Source organism: Methanospirillum sp., assembly GCF_035406105.1.
Classification (GTDB): domain Archaea; phylum Halobacteriota; class Methanomicrobia; order Methanomicrobiales; family Methanospirillaceae; genus Methanospirillum.
This window is the reverse complement of record NZ_DAONKG010000030.1, coordinates 1-17398: the sequence shown is the minus strand read 5'-3', so window position 1 is coordinate 17398 and position 17398 is coordinate 1. Positions and strand designations below refer to the sequence as shown.

Sequence of the window (17398 nt, the reverse complement as noted above, 5' to 3'; positions counted from 1 at the left end):
ATTCGGAAGAATCCGGGACTGTTGCAGGACGCTCAAAGGGCAGATTATGTAGTAATAATAGCCGGAATGACTGTTCCAGGAAAATATCTGGGAGGGAAACCGGCTACTATTCAGGAGATTGAACAGATAGGATCAGCGCTGAGAGATCCGCATACGTTTGTTGGTGGCCCTATTCTCTTTGGAGCAGGGAAAGCCGGAGGTCAGGCTGCAAGAAAAAAAGATGATTTCCATGTTGACACACTTCTTCATGGGTCACCGGCAGGTGCTTTGGACCGCTGGTTCTCTGGAAATAAACCCGAATCTTCATTCTCCTATGAAAGGGAAGATCCCTGGGCGGTGACAGGCGCCGGGATCATTACACAGCATCCCTGCTTTCCGTATGTGATGTGTGAGATAGAGACCGCACGGGGATGCAGCAGGGAGATATCCGGCGGGTGTTCCTTCTGCACCGAACCCCTATATGGAAAGCCACAATACCGTTCGCTCGACGGTATACAAGCAGAGGTATCTGCTCTTGCACGTGCCGGAGCCATGCACTTTCGAATCGGAAGACAACCGGACATCCTGACATGGCAGGCAGGAGGCGGGGAATTTCCCGTTCCTCAGCCTGATCGTATCGAACAATTATTTTCCAAGATCAGAACTTCAGCCCCCTTCCTGAAAACCCTTCATATAGACAATGTAAATCCTGGAACAATCGCCAGACATCCAGATGAGGCATTTGAGGCACTCTGTGCCATCATCAGACACCATACTGCCGGAGATATTGCTGCCTTTGGTATGGAAACAGCCGACCCGGTCGTCATTGAAGAAAATAACCTTAAGGCTACACCAGATATGGTGATGGAAGCGATCCGAATCGTTCATACAGCAGGCAGTGAAAGGAGAGATGGAATCCCCGAACTTCTGCCTGGACTGAATTTCATCGCTGGTCTTGCAGGAGAAACAAACAAGACCTATGATCTGAACCGGCAGTTTCTTCAGGCCATACTATTTGAAGGATATCTGATCAGAAGGGTAAATATCCGCCAGCTGATGCCCTTTGAGGGGACAAAAGCATATGAACATAATGCACTTCCTGTGCCTGAAAAGGCTTTTCATGTATTTAAAGAATGGACACGACGGCATTTTGATCTCCCGATGCTTCAGAAGGTCTTTCCCCGAAATACCATTCTTCGCTCGGTAATCATTGAAGAAGAAGGAGAGATCTCGTTTGGACGGCAGATGGGTTCATACCCGATTCTTGTCGGAATTCCTCTTCATCTGCAAAGCCGCACCGTACTTGACGGAATCGTTGTAGGTCATGGCATGCGATCACTGACTGCACTTCCCTATCCAGTGCCTGTCAATACTCTGCCCAACAAAGCCATCAACTGGATTCCGGGAGTTTCAAAAAAGGCAGCGGTATCCATTCTTGCAAAACGCCCGTTCAAAACAGAGGAAGATCTTTGGAAAAAAACAGGACTGTCCCTTCCCAAAGGAATCCTTGATTTTACACTTCCCGAAGTTCAATCACGGTAAAGATATCGGATTTGGTTATAATCCCGACGATTTTATCACCATCCATAACCGGAATTCTCCCGATATCAGATCTGGTCATGATCCGGAGGGCTTCCATGACTGGTGCATGGGGTGGAAGAACGATGACATCTTTCGTCATGACATCACGAACCTGCATGGCATCACGGTCAAGGACCGGGGTTCTGGCCAGATCCGTAAGCGTAATAATCCCCATCAGACTGCCCCGGTCAGTTACCGGAAACCCAAGATGTTTTGTCTGATACATCAGAGAGAGGACATCGGTAAGAGGCATCCGGGGTGATACCTCGATAACAGGACGCGACATAATCTGCCCGACGGTTACATCACGAAGCAGGAAATTATACCGTGACACCGTTGACTCCTGTCCGGCCCCAATGTAAATAAAAAAAGCAACCAGGATAAGAATCGGAGAAAAAAGGATCAGACCGACCAGTCCAAAGATTATGGCAAATCCCTTTCCAATTGAGGATGCGATTGCTGTCGCCTTATGAAGCGGCATCCGGGTGGCCAGATACGCCCGCAGGACACGACCTCCATCCATAGGAAATGCAGGAAGGAGATTAAAGGCAAAGAGAAGGATGTTCAGGATAGCAAGATACCCGAATATGTACATCAGAAAACCGGCAGGTGCTGACGAATGTACCAGCAGAGGAATCACATACACAAGTACGGCAGAAATAAGTCCGATGGCAAGACTGGTTAAGGGTCCTGCAAGTGCCATGATTAATTCAGTTCTTGGTTCTGGTTCCTGCTCTTCTATGGCGGCAACACCTCCAAAAAACAGAAGCGTTATACTGTCAATCCGGATTCCTGAACGAAGAGCAATGAGTGAATGGGCAAGTTCGTGAATAAATACCCCGATAAAAAGACCGATTGCAATGACGCCACCAAGCAGATAGGGGATATAGCCGGATATGATATATTGGTCATCAATCTGCACGTGGAATGTAACTCTGACCATTTCAACCGTAAACTGAATGTCTGAACCGATAACCCATGCAAAGAGCGGGATAATCAGAAGAAAGGTAAAATGGATCAGAACCGGGATACCAAACAACCGTCCTAATTTAAATGCACCATCCATTGTATCATATCAATAGCTTTTATGCCCGGTATACCTATCGAAAGATACTCACAGAAATGAAATGGAGAATGGGGTCCTCAGAAATGTACTTTTTTCATGCAGTGATACTCTTCCTGTTATTATCTGTCATAATCACATGTTCATTCCTGATCTCATACCCAATCGTTCCTTTCAGAATATCCACCAACGATTTCTCCTGATTCAACCGGCTCTTTTGCATGCTTTCTTCGTACATCACCGGTTCGGAGGGAATAGGAGGAGCGGTCAGATTATTCGTACCGGAAAAATTATTGTAGTAAACAATATGGTCCAGATTTTTCAAAAACTGCGATTCTTCCAGTATTACCACCGGCTGGCAGGACATAAGAGTGGCTTTGGGTCCAGATATGGGTACCGCCCCGTCTTTATCAATTATTGTTGCGTGGTACTGATCACAGCCTGCGCTTCCTGACATATTCATCCCATCGAAGGGTGACGAAATGCTTAAGAGAGCAGAGTACCTTCAGAGTGCCGGATCAAGTCTCCTCTCTTATCCAGATTCTCGATGAAAAAACATGTACCTGACAGATGTTATTTTGCACAAACAGAAATGCCTAAAAAAAGAAATAGAGAACCAGAATAGTTCCTGTTATCAGAACCGGCCAAGACTCCGTGACGAAGTATACTTTTAATTACATACCAAAAGGTTGGGAATATATTCGTACTGATACCAGATATATGAAGCAGAAATACTGCAGATTGAAGGATTATAAGATAACATTTTTTATCTATCCGGTAGCAATGTCAATGCAGTATGAAGAATCAGATTACTGACCTGATCGGATTAAAAATATACTCTGAAAATGGGATGTTTATCGGAGAAGTTGATGATATTATCCTGGATATTGATTCAAAACGGATTGATGCACTTGCGGTTGGAAAACTCAATCCTGAAGTCATGGAAGTAAAGACCCATAAAGGAATAAAAATCCCATACCGTCTGGTTAAAAGTATATCTGATGTTATTGTGATCAGGCATATTCCCCACATGTTCAGAAACGAAGGGGAACTTTAATTTCGGACCGCATGAAGGAGAGAGAGATCTACGCTGACCTGCGAACCCTCTCTCCGATAATTGTTCGTCTTGATGGGCGCTCTTTTCATCAGGTCACACGGACATTACAATTTTCCGAACCGTTTGATGAACGGTTTGCTGATGCAATGGCCCATGTTACCCGGGCATTAATTACCGATGCAGGATTTGCACCATTGTTCGGATACACCTTCTCAGATGAAATTAGTCTTTATTTTACTGAAAATATCTTTCTTGGGCGGGTTGAAAAGATTGATTCGGTACTTGCCTCATTTGCATCAAGTTGCCTTACCATAGCATTAGGACTCAAAGAGCCTATCTCATTTGATGCACGAATCATCCCGGTCACTTTGGATCATGTTCTTCCGTACCTGTCCTGGAGACAGCAGGAAGCCTGGCGAAACCATATGAATGGATGGAGTCAGAAGTTGCTTAAAGATGAAGGGTATACATCAGCGGAGGCAGCATCTCTGCTTCATGCGATGAAAGCAGCAGAACTCCATGAATTGTGTTTTCAGCGGGGAGTAAACCTTGCCATGACTCCGGCCTGGCAGCGACGGGGTATTCTGGTCTATCGGATCGTTATCGAGAAAGAAGGGTATAATCCGAAGAAAGATGAAAAGACGATAACAACAAGAAGAGTTGTGACGATTGATAAGGATATACCGTTATTTGGGAAACCGGAAGGGAAAGACCTAATCGAACAAATGATTCGTTAATAATGATGACTTCAACATTATCATCACTATTTTTTCCGGATTATCAGTTTTAAATAATGCTTAAATCAGGTTCGATTTAAAAAAATAGATTTCATCCGGCCAGCGATATCCCGAGCATGACGGTGACTCCTTCGATATCCCATTCCCGATCCAGCTGGAATAACGCTGATCCGTCCCGGTCATCAACAGATGCATGAATCTTGAGCGTTTTTCCCCGAACCTCCTGTTTAATGAGATCCTGCCAGACATCTGAGAGTAAACCCCGCAGATGTTCATCACCGATGACAGCATCGATCACGATATTATCATCAACATTCAAATCAAGCTGTTTCCTCATCTCCTGAAGCCTCCGGATTATCTCACGGCTGTATCCTTCCGCCTCAAGATCTTCTGTCAGGGTAGTGTCCACATACACCGATGCATCAGACATCTCTGCACCAAAAACCTGATCCGGGAGATGCTGGCTGAAGGTCATATGTTCAGCGGTCAGGACAAACTCTTCAGAACCATCGCTCAGCGTCACCAAGCCAGTCTCCTCCAGCTGTTTCCTCAGGGCTGTTCCGTCGGCAGACTCAATAAGTCCTTTCACAACCGGCCCTTTCTTCCCAAAAGCTGGCCCAATCTTTTTCATCACCGGTTCGGCATTGTATCGCATCCGGTCCCAGCTTCCCACAATGACCTCAATGTTCCTGGTATTGGCGCGATCTTTTGCCAATTCTTCCATGGATTGAAACGCCTCAGCAACTGATTCACTGGATGTTACAATAACCACATTACGAACCGGCCAGCGAAGTTTTCTCTTTCCTGCCTGTCGTGCATTCGCCACCGCCTCATCAAAAGAACGGATAACATCCATCCGCTGTTCAAGTTTTTCATCAATCAGTCTGGCATCTCCTACAGGCCAGGAAAGCATATGAACAGAGATGGGATCTGCAGACAGTCTGAGATTTTCATACATTGCCTCGGTAATATGTGGAGTGAAGGGGGCAAGAAGCCGGCAAAGGGTCCTGAGACAGTATGCGATCGTCTCATAGGCAAATCGTTTGTCAGGTGAGTCCTCCTCAAGCCACATTCTCGGCCTGACAATCTGTACATACCACCGGGAGAGATCTTCAAGTATGAAATTCATTAAAAGCCGGGTAACTCTGTGGAGCTGGTACTCATTCATATCAGCAGAGACGTGTCGTGCAACAGAATTCATCCGTGAAATAATCCAGCGGTCAATCTCTGGCATCTCCCGGTAGGATCTGATGATATACTCCTCATCATACATCCCATCTGCTGTCTGGGCAGGAGAAAATCCATCAAGAATCATATACGGGAGCGGAAAACGGTACACATTCCATAAAATATTCATCGTCCTGTTTACGGTTGAAACACCGTCCCAGTTAAACTTGAGATCTTCCCAGGGCGCGTTTGATGAGAGGATATAAAGACGGAGTACATCAACCCCGAACTTCTGAACAACTTCTTCAGGAGTGACCACATTTCCAAGACTCTTGCTCATCTTCCGCCCCTCTGCATCAAGGGCAAATCCGTGCATCAGGACGCTTTTATACGGGGAACGGTTAAATGCGATGGTTGATGCCCCAAGCTGGGAATAGAACCATCCCCTGGTCTGGTCCTGTCCTTCGGTGATAAAGTCAGCCGGCCACATCTCATGAAACAGTGCATCATTCCGGGGAAACCCGAGTGTTGCCCATGATGCCATCGCTGAGTCAAACCAGACATCAAAGATATCCTCAACCCGTTTCATGGTACCTCCACAGGAACACGGCACTGTTATTTCATCCACATATGGCCGGTGGGGATCAGAAAGATTACTACCTGCGGCTGCATTCAGTTCAGCAACCGTTCCAAAGACCCGGTAGGCCTGGCATGATGAACACTGCCAGACCGGAATCGGAATGCCCCAGTATCGCTGCCGTGAGATACACCAGTCACGTGCATCAGAGACAAAATCATAAAACCTTGCACTTCCAGCCCAGTCAGGATACCAGGATGTAGCCTTTATCTCTGAGAGCATCTTCTCTTTTATCTTTGGAACTGAAATGAACCATTGTGATGTTGCCCGGTAGATTATCGGAGTCTTGCAACGCCAGCAATGTCCATACCGGTGGGTAATCTTTTGCCGTGCAAGGAGATGACTTCCGAGATCCTCAAGGATCTTCTCATTTGCATCACGGACAAACTGACCGGCATATGATCCACCATCAGCCGTGTAATACCCTGCACCATCAACCGGACAGAACACATCAAGTCCTTTCTCAACACCCAGCAGGTAGTCATCCCATCCATGACCTGGTGCAATATGGACCATACCGGTATTATCCATCTCAACAAACCCGGCGGTTACGACCGTATGAACAATCTCTTTCTGACGGGGTATCAGATGTGCAAGCGGTGAATCATAAATAATTCCTGCAAGTTCTTCACCGGTCTTTTCTGACAGTATGGAATAATCCTGGTATTTTCCCCTTTTCAGTACCGGCTCAACAAGGTCCTTTGCAATCCACAGTATCTCCACCTTTTTATCCTTCACGGCTTCTACCCGTGCATAGGTGAAATCCTTATCTACTGCAACAGCAACATTGGCCGGAAGGGTCCACGGAGTTGTAGTCCAGATGACAAGATATTCATTATCCAGACCCCGTATCGGAAATTTTACAAAGATTGAGGGATCCTGTTCATCCCAGTATTCAACCTCTGAGTCGGCGATAGCAGTCTCACATCGGGGACACCAGTTGACAACCCGGTGACCACGTTCAAGCAAACCTTTCTCGTCTGCCTGTTGTAAGGTCCACCATGCTGCCTCGATATATTCAGGCATAATGGTCTGATAGGGATCATCAAAGTTCATCCATACCCCAAGAGCCTGAAACTGCTCTGACATGATGTCCTTATGATGTAATGCAAACTGCTTGCAGCGTTCAATGAATGCCCCTATGCCATATGCCTCGATATCCTTCTTATTTTTAAAGCCAAGTTCGTGTTCAACCCTGACTTCAATCGGCAGGCCGTGCATATCATATCCGGCACGGTCGATGACATGTAGTCCATGCATTCGTTTATATCGAAGAATGCTGTCTTTGAGGATCTTATTCCAGGCCGTTCCAAGATGGATATGACCGGTGGTATATGGCGGACCATCCACAAAAAACCATGTCTTTCCATCCCGGTTCTGCTCCTGTACCCTGGCATAAATATTCTCCTGTGTCCAGAATTTCTGAACAGAGGCTTCTATCTCCCTGGGTGTAAAACTGCTGGTAACCTCTCGCACAATATTTCCTCAAAAATTCCGTATATTATTGGCTGCACCGGCAGATAGGTGTTTCTTACCTACCACCCTCCGGCGCCTCCGCCTCCAAACCCGCCACCACCACCAAAACCTCCTCCACCAAAGGATCCACCAGAGCCTGAAGATGGTGGAGAATAAGCAAGTATAGGTGAAAAACCGGTATGTATGAGGGCAGGGGCAAACCATCCCCCTGAAGGAAGATCCGGAACACGAATATGTAACGAGCGAAGAGTTTTCGAGACCGTATCACCAACACCGAGAGCTGTTCCAAAGACCATCCAGTCTCCCCAGATTGATATATCTGCTGGGGAATACCGCTGCATCATCACCGAGTCTGAAAGGATTCTTTTAAAGGACTCCCACTCAAGCCTGTTGCGATAATAATCACCTTTCCAGGTGCCAAAGAGAGATATCGGAAATACAAGAGCGATAATAATCTGAAGAATACCAAGTGAGGCATTATACACTGCCTGAACCAGGATAAGACGATCGCCAGGGCCGATTAGGATGAAGATAAGAGATATGAAAAAGAACGCGACTGCCAGGATGAGCAGGGGAATAAGATGGGTATGACCATCCCGGATATATGATGATGTCATCTGATCTGCCAATCCTGAGGGTAACTCGCGAAATGATTTTTGATACTCAACAAGCTTGCTTCTCATCGATGCATGTACATTTGCATCGGATGCCATCCGGGTAAAGGTATCATTGGTAACTACTCCATTCTCCGAAAGAAGAGATAATGTCCTGATTACCTGTTCCTCATATGCATCTTGGGTTTTATGCTGTAATACCCGGATTGAGAATGTTTTATCAGAAGGTTGTTCGATTGAAATAACACCACGGCGGTGCAGATCCATTAATGTTGCGTGCAATCCTTCCTCTGGAAACTTACCAGGATCTCCGGAAAATACAAGAGAGACAAGCCAGGGTTTGAGTGTTGAATCAGGAACAAAACTCAGATGGTCTGGGACTGCATAGGGTTTTTCCCGACCATACCGGTACCAGATGACAAGGAGAAGAATAGGAATGCAAAAGAGAAATACATTTGAGAGAAGTGATATTATCCGGTACAAAGGACCTGCTATTGAAAGATACCATGGATTTGCCGCTTCAGTTTTTTCCCGTACAGAACCTGATATAGTTCTGACCTGCCCGTTCAACGAACCTGTGACCGATGGATCAATGAGAACCTCAAACCCGAGAGGAATATCTTCTGCCACAGTTCCGGTCAGGACATATGAACCCCCGGATTTGGTTACCGACAAGTCAGCAGGATGTGGATACAGAGCAGATACTCCTATTGCCGGTATCTGAATTCTGACCGATGAATATGGAATATGTGTTGTTGCAAGATCGATGTTTACATGATCACCATCAGTGCCCCGTTCTACCGGGGGTATAATATCCCATGAATATGATACCTCGTACGTTCCAGGCTGGTAATACCCTGGTCGAAACGCACCAGCCTCGTTTCTTCCTGCCCGTTCGGTTATGATAGCCCGTACATTTGCATCTTCACCGGTAAGGGTCACCGTCCCATCAGCTTCTTTAATATATCCGATGGTTCCCGGAGGAGATTTTATTGAGAGAAAACGGATATATGAACCAATGTGTTCATTCCTGTACACCGGACTATTAAATTTTCTATTTAAACTGCGGAACTGATCAGAGGCATGAACATGATATGTATACGATTCCTGCAATGTTCCATCCCAGGAAAAGAATGCTTCATATGAATCGACGGTAAGATCAGGGATCCATATGGATTGTGCCAGGGAGAAAAGGAAAAATCCACATACCGATATTCCGGCGGTTATCAGGAGCAGTACTATCAGATCTTTTTTCTCGTCCTGCATAGATAACCTCATTTATACAAGCAGGATCCGTACAGTCAGTCTATCAATATCTGACATAATAACAGGCCCCTGATTCAAATCTCTCACCGGAAGTAAGACTTCGAAGGAATGAACTTGCATGATCTTCACATACCACAACTTTACAGCATCCAAGAATTTCAAGACCGATTGCAGGTTTTCCACACACCTGACATACGGTCTCATCACCGGGCAATATCCCCATACTATTCCTGAACTCTGAAAATATATGGATGCTTTGATCAGGAGTGGCCAGATTATTCTCTGGCAATGATCTCCTGAGATTTGGAGAGGAAAGAGAAGAACTGCTCATCCCGGGGTTCTTCTTTTGCATATTCCACAAGTGAACATGAGCGTAATATATCGATCACGTCAGAATTAGCAGGAAGAGACAAACCTGGAGCGTGTGATATGATCTCTTCATTGGTAAGGGCATCTCCATTTCCAAAGGTATGAGAGATATGAAGCCGGATAGCCTGACCAAGGATATCATATCCTTCTTTTTTCATTCCTGCATGATATGTCCGTTCAGCCGTTTCAAGCATCTCCCTGACCTCCTCTTTCACATTCCGGGTAGGAATCCGGATCGCTTCTTCGGTTTTTACCTCCGGACGTGTGGAATAATACCACCAGGCAACACCGGCGCAGAGAATAACTAGAAGAATGAATAAAAATATGCCTATCAACCAGAATATCGGAAATTCCTCATCCTGCTTGAGGGTTACTTCTTGTACGGTTCCGTTTACCATCCGTGCTGATAATGATGCATTTCTTCCATCCGGGCTTTGGAACTGCTGCTCAACCACCGTCTCGTTTGGAGTCCTTATAACCTTCCCGGATGTCGGAGTCATCGAATGGGAACTGAGATGTTCTTTTGAATCATTCCAGGTAGCATTGGAACTGAGTGCCGGCGGAACGGGTATTTCACCACTCTTTTCTGCGGTCAGTGAGGTGATTTGATTCTTTTCTGCTGTACCGGTGACGGTAATCTTCTCCCCATTCTCATTTTCAAAACTGATCGATACTTCTCCACTGTCAGGCCCTTTGGGGACTATTCTTCCTGAAGTCTGGTTATATCCAGCTCTTTTCATATCTGAGGCCTGCTCACGGATAAGAGGATCTTTTTCAAGAGATTCGGCTAATTTCTTTTTATTTTCTTCATTCTGCTGACTTTCCTGCATCATCTGCTGCTGAAGGGCAGAGCTTGAGGATGCCATCTGATTATTCTGCAAGGCCTGTGAAGGGTTTTGAGATGGAGAAGCCGGCCGTGAGTTAGTTCCGGACAGGCTCTGAGACATAAATTTCTGCATCAGGTTTTGCTGTTCCTGTCTCATCTGCTGCATCTGCTGTTCCATCTCTTCAAAAGGATCCATCTGGGAGGAAGGAGGTGTTTTCGTCGCTTCTGATGTTGTCGAGCGGACCGTCTTCTGCTGTGGTGCAGTTATATTTGTATCATGAACAAAATGGACCGAAAGAGGAGGGAGAACTACCGCATAATCCTTCCCGTTACTCTCATACATAAGAAGAAGGGAGAGATCATAATCAGTCTCGGTCTCCGATGTGAGTGTCAGTGCATGATTGGATCTGCCTGGACCTACCGGGAAAGACTGTGACTGGGTACTGGTCTGTGAAAGGGAAAAACCACCATTATTCTCATGCCTGGTCAGACTATACTGGAGTGTTCCGACCAGGGTATTTTTAAAAGTACTCTCTATGGTAAACGGTACCTGCGCATCAGAACCTACCTGAAAATAATATTCCGGTTGCGCGGATGACATTGTTATCTCATCTGCTATGACAGGAAACACGGATAGAAGCAGCCATCCGCTTAGAATCAGCATAAGTATCTTCATTTTCATTGAATAATCCTCCTCCGTCCGTATCGGAGTAAAATCTCTCCTGATAACAGAACAAGTGCTGCAATATAGAACACGTCGCGAATACTGGTATCCTCTTTCTCACGAACAATCTCCTTATTCAGGTTTGCATAGATCTCAGAAAGAGTTCTATCATCCACCGATTTATAATACCGGCCATTTGTAACCTCTGCAATCTGTTGTAATTGTGCCTCATCAAGTGTTGCATACTGCGGATTTCCAAACCAGTCATACCCAAGGACTACTGGAGTTTCAGATCCCATACCAACGGTAAACACCTGAATTCCCTTATCCCGTGCAAATCCTGCGGCCTGCTCCGGGGGGATAACACCGGCATTATTGACACCGTCAGAGAGGAGGATAACTACCTTTTTCCGATTTGGTATGGATTCAGCCATATCAATACCGAGAGCGAGACCATCACCAATGGCAGTAGCTCCTTCTTTGGGCTCGATTGCATGCAGTTTCCTGATAACCCGATCTTTATCAGGAGAGAGATAAGCAGCGCTGGTGGCTCCTGATTCAAAAGTGACAATACCTGCATAATCTTTTGGATCAAGAGACCTGAGGAGAATTTCCGCCGAACGTTTGGAAGACTCAAGCCTTGTCGGCTGATAATCAGTAGCCTGCATACTTCCTGATACATCGAGAACTAATACCACACTCACCCCTTCTTTTGTCTGTTCCAGGGGAATGTGGGGATCTGCAAGTCCGATAATAATGCACCCAAGAGCCGCAAGAGAAATTATCAGAAGGGTTCGTGGTCGTGCAGACTGTTTGCTCCCATGAAGGGCACTTTTTAAAAATCCGATGTGAGAAAATACTATTGCTTCCTGTTTCTTTCGTTTTGTCTGATAATCATAGTAATAATACAAACAAGGGAGAATGACAAGTGCTATCAGCCATTCCGGGTGATAAAATCCGGTCATAACTCACCTCCCGGGCGAGCCTTCATCAAATGCTTCAGAATTGGCACACAATCATCACCAGTCCGGATCTGGACAAAAGGAATTCTGTGTTTTCTCATCATGAGAGACACCCCCTCGTGATGACGGAGTGTTGCTTTGTGATATTCATCCCTGATAACCGGATCAGATGTGTCAATAAGTATCTGTTCACCAGTCTCAGCATCCTCCAGTTCTATGAGACCCACATCCGGTAGCTCTTCCTCACGGGAATCTGATACGCGTATTGCCAGAAGATCATGATGCCGTTTTACCATTGAGAGTTCTTTTGAACAATCCGGCGTGAAAAAATCTGATATGAGTATAACGGTGGACATTCTTCTGACTCGTTGGGCTATCATGGAAAGAGCCGGGCGGAGATCCGATCCGCCATCCTGCGGTGGATGTGTAATAACGGTCTGGATAAGATGAATAATATGATTTCTACCACATCTGGCAGGAATGTACAGTTCTACTTTATCAGTGACGAGAATAAGACCGACGCGGTCATGGTAATGCACTGCAGATAATGCAATGATTGCGATAATGGAAAGGAGAGTGCTGAATTTCGATACCATATGACCGAATGATCCGGAGCTGGAAATATCAGCAATGAGGTAGATGGTATGATCCCGTTCTTCCACAAACTCCTTAATATAGGGGATTGCATACCGGGCGGTTATCTTCCAGTCAATAGCACGAATATCATCACCTGGCAGATATTCCCTGATATCAGAAAATTCGACACCCTGGCCTTTAAAAAGTGAGATGTGAACACCGGCCTGCTGCCCGGTTACCCGTGCCCGCGTCAGTATATCAATGAATCTGACTTTCTGAATCAAATCCGAATATTTTTCATTATCCGGCATAGTTCACCATGATCAGGGTACAGGAACCGTTTTGATGATCTGATCAATGATTGAGTCTACGGTCACGTCTTCAGCTTCGGCCAGATATGAAAGCATGATCCGGTGACGAAGAACATCATGTGCAACGGCCTTTACATCGTCAGGAAGCACAAACCCTCTTCCCCGAAGCAATGCATGAGCTTTTGCTCCGAGCATCAGATAAATGGATGCACGAGGAGATGCACCGTACCTGATGTATGATGCCATGGGGATCTGATAATCAGCCGGATTCCGGGTCGCATCAACGAGTGAGGTGACGTATTTCTTTATCTCCTGGTCAGCATATATCGATGGAACAAACTTTTGTATTTTTTGAACATCACTTGTTGTAATAACCGGCTTTGGCTGATAATGTACTCCTTCGGTGAACCGATCCAGAATGAGAAGTTCTTCAGTTTTTGAGGGATATCCCATCAGTACTTTAAACATAAACCGGTCCATCTGGGCTTCAGGAAGCGGGTAGGTTCCTTCATGCTCAATCGGATTCTCTGTTGCCAGGACAAAAAACGGATCAGGGAGAGAATACGTTTCACCCTGGATTGTGACCTGACGTTCCTGCATTGCCTCAAGGAGTGCCGACTGAACCTTCGGGGGTGCACGGTTGATCTCATCGGCGAGGAGGAACTGTGTGAATACCGGTCCTTTTACAGTCTTGAACGTACAATCCTGCTGATTGAAAATTTTTGTTCCAGTAATATCAGCAGGAAGGAGATCCGGAGTAAACTGTACCCGGCAAAACCCGGTGTCGATACATTGGGCCAGGGTTTTTATCATCAATGTCTTGGCAATACCAGGGACACCCTCAAGAAGTACATGACCATCGGCGATTAACGCGATAATGAGTCGTTCAAGGATGTTCTTCTGACCGGCGATGACCTGATGAATCTCATGCTGAAGAGGGATTAAGAGGTCTGCGCACTCTTTTGCCTGATTGGTTAATGATTGAATTTCTGCATTCATTGAAATAAACTCCTGAAAGGTAATCCGGACAAATGAATCCACGATCGTCAGGAGATGTCCGATGCAAAGTAAAGTTCGCATTACAAAAGGATAAATATGTAGTACATACGGATAAAATAGGAAAACATGTGAGGTGTCAGATATGTCCGGAGGATCATATCATCATATTCATGATCTTTTCAGACGGTTGCTGGAAAATATTCAGGACATCATCATCATCGGGACATGCGGGTTACTTTTTGCTCTTATGGTAAAAACACTCGCTTCCATGTACCTGTCATTAGCCGGACCATTCGAATTTCAGTATGTGGCATCTGAACTGATTTATATTCTGGTGCTCGTGGAGATATACCGGCTCCTTATCATCTACATTCGTGAACATCGGATAGCGGTTGATATCATGATAGAAGTTGGAATTGTCTCTATTATGAGGGAAATCATCCTTCATGGCATACTGGAGATTAATCCCATTACTCTTATCGCTGTCTCTGTTCTTTTCATTGCGCTTTTGTTATTGTTACGATATGGAGCCATCAGAAAGGAGGAGGTTGAGGTGCTCAATCGTGGATCGATCCTGCAGGAGTTTAAAAATCTGTTGAGGGAAGATCATAATGACAAAAAATATAAATATGATGAAAGACTAACTTAAAGTTTGTATAGGAGGGATAACGTATGAGCCTCTTTAAAAAGGAAAAAGGAACAGAAATTACTCCCTCAACACCTGGATCTTCCCGTGTCATGAGGGGGGCTCGGACAGGATTCATTGATGACTTTGACTCAATATTTGAGGAGTTCAGAAGGTCATTTGACAATCTGATGAGACCATATTTCCCATTCGAGTATCTTCCACGGGATATGACAGAACTTGGACGGGAGCATTATGCTCCGCTTGATCTCATCGATGAAGGAGATCATTTCAAAGTCCTGGTTGAACTTCCCGGGATGACAAAAGATGATGTTGAGGTCCAGATTTATGATGGACGTCTTGTCATAAAGGCACAAAAAGAGACATATAACGAAAAATCAGATACAAATTACCTCCACCGTGAACGGTATTACTCAACATGGAAACGCGAACTGCGATTCCCGGAGGATGTGTATCCAGACAAAGCTGAAGGTTCAATGAAGGACGGAATTTTAGAATTGAAAGTCCCAAAAAAGGAACCGAAAGCAAAAGAGCAGGTACATACCATACCAATTACCTAAATTTTTTTCTCATATAATTTTTTACTGTAATCCTCTGCTCTTTATCTCCCTTCCCTGTTATAGGAGAGCCGTAGATGTCTCCTCAATTTCTGAATCAAGATAATCCGGGTGTATCCTGTATCGTGCTATTATCGTACATACAAGAATTAAAATACCAATAATAAAGGATATGAAAAAAGTCAGGTCAAACCCTGCGGTCAGGACCTTTAACTGAATATTTTTAGGTGCATTCTGTGTAACATCATAATGCGTTGCGATTGCCATCATACCCTGAACAAAGATTATATTGTATAATGCAATGCCAATAGTCATCGGTGCAAACCGTTCCAGACTTGTGAGAGAAGATAGCATTCCCTGATACTTTTTTGGGGCAGATGTCATAATCATGTTAAAAATCGGACTGATGATGAGACCAAGGCCTGATCCAATACAGAGCAGACTAATCGTTATAAAAACTATAGGTGTGTCAACCCGGAGATGAGTAATGAGATAGTATCCGCCTGTCAGGACAGCCGCTGCGATAATAGAAAGGATCCTTCCCCCTATCCGATTGAAAAGCATTCCTGCAACTATTCCTGCCATCATCATCGCAACGGAAAGAGCGGTCAGGATAAGTCCTGCTTGTGATGTGGAATATCCACTGACATACCTAAGGTAAAAGGGTAGCAGATAACTCATTCCTGAAAAACTGAAAAAGACGAGCACGGGGATGATATTTAAGAGAAGAAACGTTTTTTCGTGAAATAAACGAATTTCAAGGATTGGATTTTGTATCCTGAGTTCATGCCGTACAAACATGAGGAGAAGGATACCTGCGATTCCAATAGAGCTGAGAATAATCGGAGAAGTCCATCCAAGAGTAATTCCTTCTGAAAAACCAAAAAGCAAAAAAGCAAGACCCAGACAGATAAGGGCTGCACCTGTCTTATCAAATTTTTCCAGACCACCGCAGGTCTTTTGAACTGGAATGACCTGTGAAGCAAGAATGATCGCAATGATTCCAACCGGTATATTGATATAAAATATCCAGTGCCAGGAGAGGTACTGTGTTAAAAAACCTCCTATTGTTGGACCGATCGCAGTCCCAAGACCAGCCATGGTCATAATGATGCCCATTGCCTTTCCCCTCATATCCGTCGGGATGAATGCGGTCACCATGGCAGGAGCGATTGAGGTAATCATGGCTCCACCAATGCCCTGAAACGCTCGCGAACCAATAAGGGTAAGAAACGAACCAGTAAGATCCGGAAGGGATCCACAGGTAAAAGAACCAAGCGTGAAGATAATAAACCCGCTTAAAAATATCTTTTTATACCCGATCAAATCTGAAATTTTTCCAAAAATGAGGACACAACCTGCCATAACGAGCAGGTATATGGTTGCTACCCAGGATACAGAAGCAGACGAGAGGGAAAATGCTTCAGAGATTGTTGGAAGAGCAATATTCACAATGGTCCCATCCAGGGATGCCATGAATATTGCAAGGGAGATGGCAATAATAATTGAAATATAACCTTTATGACGTGTTCTTGATGGAATATCCATATGGGTTTTTGGTTCAGGTTCTATTTGAAACGTATGAAATGAATCAAAAAAAATGACTAAAGAAGTCTGAAATTTTAAAAAAACCTGAATGAAAACGTGAAAAAGATTTATTGAGCCTGCATCTGATCTTTTTCAGGAACTGACGCAGTAATCACGGGTGTATCATTCTGTTTTTTCTCAGCAGGAATTATGGAACTTGATCTGATCTCAAGCTCCAAATCTGCCCCTGGTTTAAAGGGTATCGATGCAACCCAGACGCCGGTCTGTGGATCTTTGACCTCTGCCACATACTGATTGCCACATGCTGCATCATACATAAGGAATGTGATGGGGCTTCCTGTCTGAATATCTCCCGGTATAGTC

At 45.0% G+C, this 17398-nt stretch carries 16 protein-coding genes; 5 read left to right on the top strand and 11 right to left on the bottom strand.

Annotation, left to right across the window (positions count from 1 at the left end; all coding sequences use genetic code 11):
• Positions 1 to 1521: radical SAM protein (locus PLA23_RS03085; protein ID WP_324473974.1), on the top strand; the 1521-nt coding region annotated here is incomplete at its 5' end.
• Here PLA23_RS03085 and PLA23_RS03080 read toward each other — a convergent pair.
• Together PLA23_RS03080 and PLA23_RS03075 are read right to left on the bottom strand one after the other, a co-directional pair.
• Complete coding sequence (locus PLA23_RS03080) at positions 1493 to 2626, bottom strand: CBS domain-containing protein (protein ID WP_324473973.1); 1134 nt, start codon at positions 2624 to 2626, stop codon at positions 1493 to 1495. The two genes, PLA23_RS03085 and PLA23_RS03080, sit on opposite strands and share 29 nt — an antisense overlap.
• Positions 2627 to 2720: 94 nt before the next feature.
• A complete protein-coding gene (locus tag PLA23_RS03075; RefSeq protein ID WP_324473972.1) occupies positions 2721 to 3080 on the bottom strand; it encodes an META domain-containing protein in 360 nt (119 codons plus the stop codon).
• A gap of 339 nt (positions 3081 to 3419) precedes the next feature.
• Here PLA23_RS03075 and PLA23_RS03070 point away from each other — a divergent pair, with 339 nt between their 5' ends.
• Together PLA23_RS03070 and PLA23_RS03065 are read left to right on the top strand one after the other, a co-directional pair.
• Positions 3420 to 3680: a PRC-barrel domain-containing protein gene (locus PLA23_RS03070; protein ID WP_324329552.1), complete on the top strand. Its 261-nt coding sequence runs from the start codon at positions 3420 to 3422 to the stop codon at positions 3678 to 3680.
• Positions 3681 to 3691: 11 nt separating this feature from the next.
• Positions 3692 to 4417 (top strand): tRNA(His) guanylyltransferase Thg1 family protein, encoded by a 726-nt coding sequence (locus PLA23_RS03065; RefSeq protein WP_324329551.1) that lies wholly within the window; start codon positions 3692 to 3694, stop codon positions 4415 to 4417.
• 91 nt (positions 4418 to 4508) lie between these two features.
• Here PLA23_RS03065 and ileS read toward each other — a convergent pair whose 3' ends face one another.
• From ileS to PLA23_RS03030, 7 genes are read right to left on the bottom strand one after another with little or no spacing between them, the layout of a single operon-like run.
• Positions 4509 to 7697 carry an isoleucine--tRNA ligase gene (gene ileS, locus PLA23_RS03060; RefSeq protein WP_324329549.1) on the bottom strand — a complete coding sequence of 1063 codons (3189 nt, stop codon included), beginning with the start codon at positions 7695 to 7697 and terminating at the stop codon, positions 4509 to 4511.
• A 59-nt stretch (positions 7698 to 7756) separates the two neighbouring features.
• Positions 7757 to 9577: a DUF2207 family protein gene (locus PLA23_RS03055; protein WP_324473970.1), complete on the bottom strand. Its 1821-nt coding sequence runs from the start codon at positions 9575 to 9577 to the stop codon at positions 7757 to 7759.
• 43 nt (positions 9578 to 9620) lie between these two features.
• Positions 9621 to 9800 (bottom strand): hypothetical protein, encoded by a 180-nt coding sequence (locus PLA23_RS03050; RefSeq protein WP_324329546.1) that lies wholly within the window; start codon positions 9798 to 9800, stop codon positions 9621 to 9623.
• Between the two features lie 52 nt (positions 9801 to 9852).
• The gene (locus PLA23_RS03045) at positions 9853 to 11448 is read right to left on the bottom strand and encodes a hypothetical protein (protein ID WP_324473968.1); all 1596 of its coding nucleotides are present in this window, start codon (positions 11446 to 11448) and stop codon (positions 9853 to 9855) included.
• Between the two features lie 2 nt (positions 11449 to 11450).
• Positions 11451 to 12401 (bottom strand): VWA domain-containing protein, encoded by a 951-nt coding sequence (locus PLA23_RS03040; RefSeq protein WP_324329542.1) that lies wholly within the window; start codon positions 12399 to 12401, stop codon positions 11451 to 11453.
• Positions 12398 to 13285, bottom strand: a complete 888-nt coding sequence (locus PLA23_RS03035; RefSeq protein WP_324329540.1) for a DUF58 domain-containing protein — start codon at positions 13283 to 13285, stop codon at positions 12398 to 12400. Before PLA23_RS03035 ends, PLA23_RS03040 begins: the two co-directional genes overlap by 4 nt.
• A 12-nt stretch (positions 13286 to 13297) precedes the next feature.
• On the bottom strand, positions 13298 to 14284 hold the full coding sequence (locus tag PLA23_RS03030; RefSeq protein ID WP_324331983.1) for an AAA family ATPase: 987 nt from the start codon (positions 14282 to 14284) through the stop codon (positions 13298 to 13300).
• A 142-nt stretch (positions 14285 to 14426) separates the two neighbouring features.
• On the opposite strand from PLA23_RS03030, the gene PLA23_RS03025 reads away from it, so the two are divergent.
• On the top strand, positions 14427 to 14933 hold the full coding sequence (locus PLA23_RS03025) for a phosphate-starvation-inducible PsiE family protein (RefSeq protein WP_324331982.1): 507 nt from the start codon (positions 14427 to 14429) through the stop codon (positions 14931 to 14933).
• A 23-nt stretch (positions 14934 to 14956) separates the two neighbouring features.
• Positions 14957 to 15490 (top strand): Hsp20/alpha crystallin family protein, encoded by a 534-nt coding sequence (locus PLA23_RS03020; protein WP_324473966.1) that lies wholly within the window; start codon positions 14957 to 14959, stop codon positions 15488 to 15490.
• A gap of 57 nt (positions 15491 to 15547) precedes the next feature.
• Here the strand turns inward: PLA23_RS03020 and PLA23_RS03015 are convergent, their stop codons facing one another.
• Positions 15548 to 17035: an MFS transporter gene (locus PLA23_RS03015; protein ID WP_324331842.1), complete on the bottom strand. Its 1488-nt coding sequence runs from the start codon at positions 17033 to 17035 to the stop codon at positions 15548 to 15550.
• Positions 17036 to 17142: 107 nt separating this feature from the next.
• The coding region (locus tag PLA23_RS03010; protein WP_324473964.1) for a hypothetical protein at positions 17143 to 17398 on the bottom strand (256 nt) is incomplete at its 5' end.